The following is an 11689-nucleotide window of genomic DNA, read 5'->3' as shown; positions in this document are numbered from 1 at the left end:
CACGTTTGCCCGTGGCCGTAACGGTCACGGTGCTTAGTTTTTAATATATTGATTTCTAATTGTTAATTGCTTTAGGTGAGTTTTTTTGGGCTTTAATAGGTCCTTTTTGTTTTACGAGGCTCTGTCCATTACAATCGGTAGATAAAATCAAGTATTATTTCCAGCCTCTATCATTACCCTTCATAACCCCCATTAATCCCACCTGGTTGTGAATAGTATAAAATGTGTGGGTGCAAGCAAGGGCAAAGTAATGACATGTCATTACTTTGCGACTGACTCAGAGTGCACTCGCACTGAGTGGGTGCGGTGTCGTTTCACTCCACCGCAATCAAAAGCCTTAGGAAAATACCAACAACGCTGAATCAACATACTTATCAGCAAATGCTGTATTCGACTGGAGTGATGTCGAATACGCCAATCGCCTTGCCGGATAGGACAGTTCTGATTCATGACCTGGCATTTGAGCACTAAAGTTAAAGAGCTGCTTATCTAAAGTGCCAAATCTTTCGAAGAGATACACTCATGCCAGTCATGTGACATTCTGGATTACAGAATACAATTATCTTAGAAAAAAATACTGCCTAACACTTTCCCTAATCGAAATAGGTTATCCTGTATGCTTCAACTAGGATGAACCCATGGAGAAGAACAAAACAACCCAGATCCAATTCAGAGTGAGTGAGCAGGAAAAAGCTGAAATTCGAGAAAAGGCGAAGTCACTAAATCTGAAATTATCAGAATACATTTTGTCCCTGCACAAAAGAAAAACATTGCCTATCCCTCCATCAAACATTGAGCGACAACAGCTACAACAAGTGGCTCATATCGGGAACACGCTTAATCAGCTTTTAGCCATTGTGCAATCTGGAAAAGTTCCTGATTCTGAAGAAATGCAGCTGGTCATCAAAGCCATCAGTCTTTTCATAAAACTTCATGAGTTGAAAAGATGATTGCTGATGCCAAACTAAACGGCAGTGCTGCTAAAGGCGCAGCCGTAGCCCATTACATGCTTAACCCAGATGCAAAAATAAATGATGACGATGTCAAAAAAATGCAGGCATCTAAAGGCGTTGAGCGAATACTGCACATAGAAACCGATCATGCCAACCCAGTTTTAATTGATAGTTGCCCCAAGAAATCAGCAAAATCATTTATGAATGGTGTTCTGCTGTGGAATAGAAGAAATCGCCCTGGAAAGAAACCACCTCAATCACACTGGGAGCATCGTGTGGTGAGCTTTCACCCAGATGACAGCAAAAAGCTGAACCCTAAGGATGCGTGTGATATAGCCAGAGAGTCACTAAATATCGCTGCACCGGGAGAGCGCCCAGCACTTTATGTGGTACATGGAGACAAAGAGCACCTTCATGTACACATGCTCTATTCGACAGTGAATGAAACAGGAAAAATTCACAATCTCCATCGAGACTATCGTGTGTGGGAGGAAGTAATGGAGGAGCTGGAGGTTAAATACTGCCTGCATAGAGTGCAAAAAAGGGCTGCTTATGCACATGAGAGCCCAATGCGGGAGCCTGACGGTACAAATCCTAAAACGTCTGAATTCAGGCAAATTCAGCGCACGAATGAGCCGTCGCAAAAACAGAGACTGAGACAACTGATACAGGAAACCATCGACGACTGTAAATCAGCGTCAGGTACGGAGAGGTTTTCTCGATTTATGAGCTATCTTCGATCGAAAAACATTGGTGTCAGTGCAAACATTCAGTCTACAGGTCGAGTGGTAGGGCTTAGGTTTCATTATGGAATATTTTCTAAACGAGGTATTAGAGGATCAGCTCTGGGTAAGGCCTATAGCTGGCCCAAATTAGCCTCAACAATAGCGTTTGATCAAAACCCTGGGATAAACACAAAAATACTGAAATTCTCTGATCATCGTATTACCGAGTGGGTAAATCATCAGCATGGTGGAAAACAGTATGCGGCTGAAGTTGGGACTTTTTATAACAATAAGGTAAAGAATTCGAATAAAAATCATACGTTGCCACCTGCTGTTGGTGGTTCTTCATTGGGGAGCTCAGAATCAATAACACCTCACTTCCCTGAGGATTGTCCAGAGTGGATGAAAAGTTATATTCGGGCAATTGTAAGAGCTGCCAATGCAGAGCTGGCTAGAGTCCACCACAAGAATCAAGAGTTAGCTGCTGAATCTATAAAAATTGTTCTGCAGCTTTTAAATGCAATAGTAAAGAGCGAAATAAATCGTCTCTTCAAACAAGCCCACTCAAAACAGCCTTCTAACAGGCTTCAGAAGGGAGTAAAGCACGCACCGACCGAAAAGAGCAGACAATTTCCATCGTCATGAGGTACTCAAAAAAACGGCTATCTAAGACCATCGATGTTTTTATTATGGGTCAGCCATCATTTGGTTTAGCCGGTTGTTCTTGTACATACGTCAAAATATCGCCTGGCTGACAGTTAAAGTATCGGCACAGCTCATTGATACAGTTTATGCCTATATTACAGCCAGGCTCATTGATGATTCGGTTCATTGTCCCTTTGCTGATACCTGTGTCCCTACAAACCTCAGCCAGAGTTATGCGACGATTTTCTGCAAAGCTTTTGTCATCTAATGCCTTTCTCACCAGAACTCTGATCATGTCAAACCCATCATAAGCTGTATAAATATAGGAATATCAAATAAATACTATTAGTTCCATAATATTAATTGATGTATCCATATATTGAACTATATTTCAATATATGGATGTCTCTTTGTGGTGCAGAGTACTTTAATAAAGGGAATTGTTATGGAATTTTATACTCTTGAAGAGAAGTTAGACTTAGTCGCGTCATTGCTTTCTCGTTGGATTTGTCCTGAGTTTGAAGTATCAAAAAGGCTGGTATGGGAATTGGTTTTTTCAAACCAATGCTTTGCAAATGAGTTTTGCCACTACCTGAATGAACTAACGCCAGGATTAATCTGTGAGGAGGAATTTGAAAACCTTCCAGCAGAACCAATACTACCCATCATCGAACCAATCAATAACTACAAAGACTCCAGGATTTTCTGTGTATTTACAGATCAGTTGAGTAATTATATTGATCAGCTTATAGGCAAGATTGAAACCATTCTTAGGTCAACTAACCGGGCCGACATAATAAAGTCTAAAGCGTTTATCGCTGATCTTTCTCAGCAGCACTTAATCAGGCTAGCCTCATACACACCGTTTTGTATGCCACCTACACCAAGCCACATCGATCAGTGGCGTAAAAGTATGCCACAGCATGAATGGTTCAAATTAAGGGGGGAGGGGGGTTGGGTCGAAGGCTCAGAATAAGGGCTTTCTTTGGTAACACTAGGTATCTGAAAGGACTATAAAGAGCCGCCATTCATGAAAGTGACCTATAAGTAGATCTTATATAATCGGGTAGCATATTTGGCGGAGTCAGCCATGAGGGCCTTACGGTGACCCCTACCCGATGAGTTCACCTTCGTATGTGACGTTGATAGTTGAGCAACTGGCCAGACCAGTTACTTTGTTGATAAATGTTCTGAGACTAGGCTGATATGAGTGATCTTGCCATGGTAAAGAGGACATTCCGGTTTATGTTTAAAAGCTATGATGATGGTGCTCATTTCTGTATTCGCATGATCACTGTCTCGCATCATCTTTAGGCAATTATTGTAGTGGTCAACCAATTTCGGATAGTAAATTAGTTTGTTCCTCTGCAATGCTCGCACATGTTTAATCTATTATCTGACGACAATTGTCGTTATTTAGCATAATCTTAATTAAAGTAAGGAATCAGTTGAGTAGTAATAAAAAATTGTTTTTGCCGATATTAACGAAGTGCTTCGAATGACCCTCACTCCAAATCAATAGCTCTGCCTAATGCTATAAGGACATCCATAGCCCAAGAGTTCTTCATGTTGCTTATATTCGCTTTTCAGGTTGTCCATTGCTGGTTTTTGAGGTGGATATGGATGATTATGCACCTAAGAAAAAGGTATTCCTTGAAAAAATGTAAAGGTAAATCCTCGTACCATCATGCTGGGCGGTTTGGATACCGGCTCCCAATTGAATAACGATATCGTTGGCCAATGCTGAAGTGAACATGCTAAAGCCAAGTATCCTCAGCGAGAAATTGCCATTAAAGGAGGGAGCTCAGATAAAGAGCTCCAGAATAGCAAAAGAATAGAACGATGCAGGGGGGGCTTGCTAGAACTGTGATACAAGCCAAGAAACAGATATCCCGAATCTGAATTTATGTGCTTTATAGACGAGCTAGCTCAATGTCCTTACTGAATGCATGTTTGGTATTGAATGTAAGCTCAGTAACAGCCTTATCCTCTATCATTCTGGTTTTAATCTGAATATCCTTATCCTCAGTTGTTGATACGTTCTGCCAATGGCCCTCCAATGTCATGGTTACCCTTGGGGTTTCACTATCATGATACAGCCATTTCGGATTATCCCGTAAGTCATCAATGGTGATGTGTTTCGTTTTTGGTGCCAGGCCTAGGTCTGGATTAACAACACTCAACACTAGGTTTCCGTAAGATGTTTTCCGACTCATGGCCAGCATGGGCGTATCCGTGGACAAAATAAGATCTGAGGCAAAGTCTCCACCTGCTTTGAAAAAGGCATAGGCAGTGATGCCTTTTTCAATATGCTCAACAATGTGAGCCATCTTATCTTGCTGTTTCACCCGGTAGATTTTACTGGCGTTACGCGCAAACGCTTTTGTTTGTTCTTTACCGGCATTTACCAGAATAACATACTCATAACGTCCGGATTTGATTCGGTTACCATGAGATAACCAAGCAGTTGCATATAAGTCACTGGCGTTTTCCTTCCCTTTTTCGTCAGGAGCGGTTTGCTCGGTACGATGGACCATCAAGTCCACAGGGTTTGGAAGGTAATAGCCATTGTCAGCACTGTCCGTCAGCCAGACTGGCTGATTCTGTGTAGTATTAAAAGCTGGCTTTTCACCAGTCAACATTGAACCATTGAAGTAGGTGACGGTGTCTTCAGAAGGCAGACGCGTTTGGAAAAGAGTGGTCGCAATTTCGTGCTGGCCATCACCACCGTGAATGTCGCTGCCTAACAAGACGATGTGGTTGTCAAAGAAAAACAGTGATTTATTCGCAGTTAATGTGACCCCCCCCATCTGGTTATCGTAAACCATAGCGTAAACGCCATTTGCATTTTCTGCACTCAAGCCGCCTACAAATGATTCTGTCGACCAGTTTCTATGGTCTTTTCGCATTTTCTTATAAGGAACGCGAACTGTCGTGGCGCCTGGCAGGCGGTGCCAGTCCCAACCATTAATGCCATAACCACTGTCAAATGCATTAACTGGATTCCCTTTTGTGTACAGCCTCAATACACCGGAACTGGCATTACCACCATAAAGGTTTTGTGCTTTTCCAGATTCATAATCCCAGATATAACGACTGAAGCCTTTGACTGCGGCCATCCAGCCGGGACGGCGATGAATACTCATGGCGCCATAAGGGTAGACCCAGTGCCCGGTTAAAGCTGGTTCAGGATCTATATTTTCGTTTTCAAGAGCCAGCATTGCCTCTATTTCACCGAATGCACCAAGCCCCTTACCATCAAATGTCTCACTCAATATACTGGATCGCTCAAAATAACCTCGATCCCATAATCGGGCAAAAATAGCTTTCATCTCTGGGTCGTTGAGACCGCTGTTCATACCATAATAAGCGTAAGCAGGCAGGAGGTGGACTAATGAATCCAGTTGGTGTGGGAATCTGCCGGCAATTCCCCGATGCATATCGTATTTCTGGGAGTATATGCGGAAGGTTTTCAGCCCCAGTTTAACATTGGCTATGGATTCATCGGTGACTTGAAAAGATGTGCCTTGAAGTAGGTATATACTTCTGGCTGCAGCTTCCAGCCCCTGCTCAGAGTAGCTATTTCCATAAACACCTTTATGGTGGTATCCGACACCATCAGGTTTGATCTTATCTGCCCAGCCGGGAGCTAATGAATACGCTTTATTATAAAAGTGTGTCAGGAACTGCATGTTTTTTATACGAGATGGATCATCAGGTAGCTGAGTTACAACGTAAGACAGACGATTCCTTACCATGGATTTAAACCCGTCAGAGTTAAATCCGGGGAATTGAAAATGGGTCATACCCCGGCCATCCTGCTCCGGAGCAAAAATCCGGGTAACCCAGTCAAGGGTTTCCAGCTCACGTTCTAGGCGTCCTGCCTGATGCAATTCATCTCTCAGCAATAACAAGGATTTTGAATATCCGGAGATGTTATTGTTGATACTTCCGCCAAAGCCGGTGAATCCAGTCTTTCTTAATTCATCAAAGTCGAAGCCTGTGTCTACCCCCTTTTTCCAGCCAGATGCATGCATATGATCCAGAATGGCAATAATCGTTGCTACCGTTTCAGGTTTTCTATATCCGGGGTTTGGGCTATCAATCAGGCCTGGGTAGGCATAGGACATACTCAACGATGGTAGAATGGTATCAAATACATACCGTGCAACAGGTTGCTTATCTTTGGTACGGGCAAAGCTGATTTTACCCAACCCTTCTACTCCCCCTTCTTGCATAAATTTTTCTTCAACATTGTTGAATGTGCTCAGCATAGTTTCATGCTGTATGCGCACTAGCGGGTCAGATTTGCTGAGTGTCCCAGTACCTACTGTCCAGTTTACATACCGACGATAAATGGTTTCCAACTCCTGAATTTGCTCAGGTGATACTTGTTGAATTAGTTGTTGAGTATGGTAGATAGCATTTTTTTCCACTTGGGGGAGTGGCGCAGAGCTTGCGGTACATCCGACCACAAAAAAGCTGGCAAACATGACGCTGCCAAGAGTTTTTACAACACTCATGAGAATGGTCTCGTTAATATCACTGCATTGACTCGAATAATAGCCACGCTGAATCTTAACTATGTTGAAGCATGGCTGACCGGTTTCGAAAGCGATAACTCAGTGAGCTGTTTGTGAATGATCTATAAAATGTTGGGAGTAGATAATGTGTTCACCAGAAAAACTTCTGATATCCACAGGCACGCATCAGTGCTTCCACGTAATAATAATCACCGTATGGAAGCATATTTCTGGTGCGCCCCCGATGAACAAATGATGCACCTTCATCAAGCAGCCCCCACGCATTTGGGTTATCACTCAGGTCACAACGTTCAATAAGCCCGCCAAGCAGGTATTGCCCCCATTTTTTGAAATGTGCGGCTTCGTCCGGATTGTCACAATGTTTGGCAATCAGAAAGAGCCCGGCAGCACTGCATGAACCGGCAGAGCTGTCGCGGTGTGGTGTTTCATTTTCGGGTAAGCGGTAATCCCAAACAGGAACCGGGTCATGCTCAAGATGGTGGCATACGACACGAGCAATATTTTTGGCGACATTCAGATGTCGATCTTCTTTTGAGTATTCGTAGATCTGTGCAAACCCGTGCAACGCCCAGGCCATTCCCCTGGACCAGCAGGATTCGTCAGCATAACCCTGAAAATTCTCACCACCTATTGGTTGCTGAGTGAAAGGGTCAAAGTTAAATGTGTGGTAAACGGTATAGTCCTCCCGAACTACTGTCTTTGATAGTGTATCTGCATGGCCAATAGCGCATTCTCTATAGACTGGATTACCGGTTTCTTCAGATGCCCAGAACATAAGTGCCATATTTTGCAGGGAGTCGATGATAACCCGACCGGTTACATTTCCCGGGGTTACTTCCATGTCTTCATTCCAGGCGACAAAATATTTACCGCCGCGACGAAAGCGCCCTAGAAGACTATCTGCCGCAGTAAGTGCCATCTCCCGCGCCTTGACGTTGCCAGTCAGTTTATAGTCCGCCACGCAGCTTAGGGAAAAAACGAACCCCAAGTCATGATCATGGGCCATTCGCAAGGCTAGCGTGTTTTTCATGTAGTTATTTTGGAGGCGTGCTGCATTTTTAAAGATTTGTTCAGAGGTTATTTTATGAGCAAGCCATAATTGACCGGGCCAGAAACCTGAAACCCAATTCCACTCTTGACAATATTGCCACTTCAGATCCGGAGTTCCCCACATAGGTTGGCGGTCACCAATCCGTGGAATATTGCGCTTGATGGCTGCGATAACTTTTAAAAGTTGTGTTTCGAACGTTTCCTGACTGTACTCCCTTGGGCAGGGAGGCAGTGAAGTTAGATTTTGTGTCATAAGATAGGCTTAAGTAGGGTGTTCAAAGTTTGGCATTATTCAGTTTTTTTTATTTCATTCTTTGATGCGAGTCATGTTTTGTTGTAACGCGATCTTATGGTGGTGTTAAAAAAACATTATTGATTATTCTGTATATATATTAAGCGATATGAGTCATTTCCATCATTGGAATAACCTATTCATAATAGGATAGATTTATTACGGCCAATAAATGCACAAAATGATGTTAAAAATACATAAAATGTTCAGCTTTTGATTGTTTTTGTCTTTATTCTGATTTAGATCAGTAAATAGATAGTAAAATAATAAGAATATATTTGTCGTCAATTACTAATACTAATTGTCGTGGGTGTGGTTAAGGTATTTGTCTTTTTGATGACAAAATGAGAGCGTACAAATATCTCATCAAAGTATGACAATTTCTTTTATTATCGATATAAAGCTTCATTCTGGTTAATAAATGAGCGGTTTGGATTTTTCTAACTTAAATGATTTGGAGTGTTTGAGTTAAAACTTTTTCAGGTCTGGAGAAAGTCATTCTTTTTGATTGAATATTTCAATCACAGATAACGGATTATCCATGCGTAATTGAGCAGATAAGAAAGCTTCTGTAGTGCTTTTAGGTAATATTTTCATGTTTTTATCCGTTAGTCAGCTAAATAAAAGTGATTTGTCATTTCAATATAAGCCAATTGTGTTTGCATTGTCTTTGCTGGTTCCAACCATGGGTTTTGGTAGTGATGGTTCACCCCTCACACTGTTTGAAGAAGGTGAATTTTCTTTGATGTCATTCCATGAAATGACCGGGTTGGATGAGTGGGATAAAGATGCACAGAAGCACACAACCAGCTATGCGGCACTGGGTGCGTTGATGCTTGACTATGAGTCAGGTTATGTCGGTGATAATTATCTATCCATGGGGTTTGGGCTTGGAGGGTCATTTACCTACAAATTATCGCAGCGCAACCCTGATACCAGTCTGGGAGGCTCAAAGCTGGGACAGACAGACTGCGTAACGGATCCCCAAAAAGGAACAGTCAATTGTGAGGGCACAACAAACGATGCCAAACTCAGTCAGGCAAACATTCGTATAAAAGCCGGCAAAAAGAAGAAGAGGAGTCTCAATGCAACTATTGGTATCGGTTATTTCGACGCCGGGATGATTGAAAGCTATGACCCAGATTCTGATTTGACTCCCGTCAGTTACAGTGGTTTTGCCGTGAATGGACGTTGGGATGATATTGATCTTTCCGCGGCTATGGTAACCGGAATGATGAAGAAGAGTGCTACCTCTATTGAAAAGCTGGGCTACAAAGAGGATATCACCAAACCTTCATCGGCGTTCGTACATATTGATCATGTGGGAGGGGTTAGCCTGATCCATAAGCTCGACTCGTTTGGTTACACTCTGGGCTATTCCTATGCCGAAGGCTTTAAACATCGATATTTAGCTCATGCTAAATATTCAATGGATATAATGGCTGACTCACGTTTGCAATTTGATGCAGCACACAGCTTGAATCAGCACAGGGGTAAAAACTGGGATGAAGCCATCAAAAAGGGCATGGAAGAAGAAGGTGCTGATAAAGCCTATCTGACAACGGCCAGGCTTCGTTATCTATACCAGGATGACTTCCGCCTTGGGTTTGGTTGGTCGACCACTGGCGGAAATATGAATTTCAATACATCACTGGCCGGGGTCGATGCCCTGGAGATTCACTACGGGCAGGGCTTTATTGAAAAATTTCGTGGCTTGAATAATACCTCTCAACGTTTTGAAATAGCGTATTGGCCTAATAACTTTGATACCCCAATCTTACGTGATCTGCGACTGCGCTATCAGTATGTTTGGGGTGATGATGAATATGCTGGCCATAGCAAGAATGAGAAGGGTAAGGCTCAGGAGCATATTTTTGATGTGGTCTATACCAAGCCAAGTGGGAGTTTTGCTGGTACATCGGTAACCCTGAAAGTCGGCAAATTATTTGCTGATGACGTTTGGGCAAAAGTAGCAGATGGAGAACCTGATGATGTTGGGGATATTGCTAAATTCAAATTGATGGTCAGTATTCCAATCCTTTAAGTGTTGTCTATGCTTCAAATAGGCTGGAGGTGTTTCAGCCTATTTGAGACTTATTTGAGCGGGCTCAATGTTGAATTAGATGTTATCCTGCTCGATATCTTGAAAATAGCGTAAGGTTCTTACTTTAAGATCAAGGGTTGCAGGTGCATCACAGATCATAATGGACTTAGGATGCAGTTGCAGGGCAGAGATTGTCCACATATGATTGACAGCCCCTTCTACGGTAGCCTGAACTGCACGGGATTTGTCTCCACCAGTTGCAAGAATCATCAGCTCTCGGGCATCCAGAACGGTACCAACACCAACAGTAAGTGCTCGCTGAGGAACTTGGCTGATGTCATGGTCAAAAAAGCGTGCATTCGCTTGTCGGGTTTCGGTGGTCAGCATTTTTGGTCTGGTTCTCGAAGCCAGTGATGAGCCAGGCTCATTGAAGGCAATGTGCCCATCATGACCAACCCCCCCCATAAATAATTCTATACCACCATAGCCTTTTATAGTCTCTTCATATCGTTGGCATTCAGCTGCAAGATCTTTGGCGTTGCCATTAAGAAAGTTGATGTTCTTTTCAGGAATATCCACATGGTCAAAGAAGTGTCGCTGCATGAAAATCCTATAACACTCAGGATGACTTGCAGGCAAGCCAACGTATTCATCCATATTGAAGGTAATGATGTTGGTAAAACTGACCTCGCCCTTATGATGAAGCCTAATCAGCTCTTGATAGGTTGGAATGGGGGTGCCACCCGTGGGTAGACCGAGCACAAATGGTCGATCCGTCGATGGATTAAATTGCTTGATGCGCTGGACGATGTGGCGGGCTGCCCATTGGCCAACGGAGTCCTTGTTTTCCAGGGGAATAAATCGCATGAATAAAGGCTCTGACTCTTAGTCTTGAATGGTTAAGTTTTCACTGCTTATTTATTACCTTCCCAAGTAACAGTGCAGTTTATCAAGCCTGGAAAGGAATAATTTGCTTTTAAAGATGATGTATTAGTAAGTGGTCAGCCTGAAGAATATTTAAGCATGTCTGGGTGACCAATACGATTAACAATCCTAATATAAATTTTCTGATAAAAAAAATTGGCGAGTTATAAAATTGTAAGAAAAGTTATCATTGTTCTTATGGTTTTTGACGGAGATCAAGTTGTGTTTTATTTCGATCATTGTTTTTTGATGGCTTCCTGTTGCTAATTTATTTTGGTAGCGTTGTTTGCATAAAAAATATCCGATTTTCCATTGTGTTTTTGTTGAAATATCATAATTTGTTTTTTTTTACCCATGTTCGTTCATTTGTTGATTTGCGTCAGGGAAAAAAAACACCCCTAAGATGAAACTTGCCGTCAATAAGGTTGCAGCGCTGGTTTACTTGGTCTGTCTATATTAGCTGTCAGGATGTATGTTTTATAAACAGCGACTGCAAAGTTAGAATTTTCAGG

Annotated in this window: 8 protein-coding genes; 4 read left to right on the top strand and 4 right to left on the bottom strand. The window is 42.5% G+C overall.

The window, feature by feature from the left end:
- Positions 1–638 precede the first annotated feature (638 nt).
- The gene (locus GV64_RS23465) at positions 639–950 is read left to right on the top strand and encodes a plasmid mobilization protein (RefSeq protein WP_020584041.1); all 312 of its coding nucleotides are present in this window, start codon (positions 639–641) and stop codon (positions 948–950) included.
- Positions 947–2323 (top strand): relaxase/mobilization nuclease domain-containing protein, encoded by a 1377-nt coding sequence (locus GV64_RS23460; RefSeq protein ID WP_020584040.1) that lies wholly within the window; start codon positions 947–949, stop codon positions 2321–2323. The genes GV64_RS23465 and GV64_RS23460 overlap by 4 nt, the downstream gene beginning before the upstream one ends.
- A 49-nt stretch (positions 2324–2372) precedes the next feature.
- On the opposite strand, the gene GV64_RS26320 is transcribed toward GV64_RS23460, so the two are convergent.
- Positions 2373–2618, bottom strand: coding sequence for a helix-turn-helix domain-containing protein (locus GV64_RS26320; protein ID WP_020584039.1), 246 nt, complete (start codon positions 2616–2618; stop codon positions 2373–2375).
- Between the two features lie 150 nt (positions 2619–2768).
- Here GV64_RS26320 and GV64_RS23450 point away from each other — a divergent pair, with 150 nt between their 5' ends.
- Positions 2769–3299 (top strand): hypothetical protein, encoded by a 531-nt coding sequence (locus GV64_RS23450; RefSeq protein ID WP_020584038.1) that lies wholly within the window; start codon positions 2769–2771, stop codon positions 3297–3299.
- Positions 3300–4236: 937 nt separating this feature from the next.
- On the opposite strand, the gene GV64_RS23445 is transcribed toward GV64_RS23450, so the two are convergent.
- Both GV64_RS23445 and GV64_RS23440 read right to left on the bottom strand, forming a co-directional pair.
- A complete protein-coding gene (locus GV64_RS23445; RefSeq protein ID WP_020584037.1) occupies positions 4237–6846 on the bottom strand; it encodes a polysaccharide lyase family 8 super-sandwich domain-containing protein in 2610 nt (869 codons plus the stop codon).
- A gap of 151 nt (positions 6847–6997) precedes the next feature.
- The gene (locus tag GV64_RS23440; protein ID WP_020584036.1) at positions 6998–8170 is read right to left on the bottom strand and encodes a glycoside hydrolase family 88 protein; all 1173 of its coding nucleotides are present in this window, start codon (positions 8168–8170) and stop codon (positions 6998–7000) included.
- Between the two features lie 634 nt (positions 8171–8804).
- Here GV64_RS23440 and GV64_RS23435 point away from each other — a divergent pair.
- Complete coding sequence (locus GV64_RS23435) at positions 8805–10253, top strand: OprD family outer membrane porin (protein WP_020584035.1); 1449 nt, start codon at positions 8805–8807, stop codon at positions 10251–10253.
- Positions 10254–10328: 75 nt separating this feature from the next.
- On the opposite strand, the gene nagB is transcribed toward GV64_RS23435, so the two are convergent.
- On the bottom strand, positions 10329–11120 hold the full coding sequence (gene nagB / locus GV64_RS23430; protein WP_020584034.1) for a glucosamine-6-phosphate deaminase: 792 nt from the start codon (positions 11118–11120) through the stop codon (positions 10329–10331).
- Positions 11121–11689: the final 569 nt, after the last annotated feature.

The sequence above is a fragment of the Endozoicomonas elysicola genome, assembly GCF_000710775.1.
Lineage (GTDB): Bacteria > Pseudomonadota > Gammaproteobacteria > Pseudomonadales > Endozoicomonadaceae > Endozoicomonas > Endozoicomonas elysicola.
This window is presented reverse-complemented; position numbering and strand designations above follow the sequence as displayed.

Bases quoted from the DNA above. Each gene is read 5' to 3' on its own strand.
- GV64_RS23445 (WP_020584037.1), bottom strand. From the start codon at position 6,846: ATGAGTGTTGTAAAAACTCTTGGCAGCGTCATGTTTGCCAGCTTTTTT.
- GV64_RS23450 (WP_020584038.1), top strand. From the start codon at position 2,769: ATGGAATTTTATACTCTTGAAGAGAAGTTAGACTTAGTCGCGTCATTG.
- GV64_RS23460 (WP_020584040.1), top strand. From the start codon at position 947: ATGATTGCTGATGCCAAACTAAACGGCAGTGCTGCTAAAGGCGCAGCC.
- GV64_RS23435 (WP_020584035.1), top strand. From the start codon at position 8,805: ATGTTTTTATCCGTTAGTCAGCTAAATAAAAGTGATTTGTCATTTCAA.
- GV64_RS26320 (WP_020584039.1), bottom strand. From the start codon at position 2,618: ATGATCAGAGTTCTGGTGAGAAAGGCATTAGATGACAAAAGCTTTGCA.
- GV64_RS23465 (WP_020584041.1), top strand. From the start codon at position 639: ATGGAGAAGAACAAAACAACCCAGATCCAATTCAGAGTGAGTGAGCAG.
- nagB (WP_020584034.1), bottom strand. From the start codon at position 11,120: ATGCGATTTATTCCCCTGGAAAACAAGGACTCCGTTGGCCAATGGGCA.
- GV64_RS23440 (WP_020584036.1), bottom strand. From the start codon at position 8,170: ATGACACAAAATCTAACTTCACTGCCTCCCTGCCCAAGGGAGTACAGT.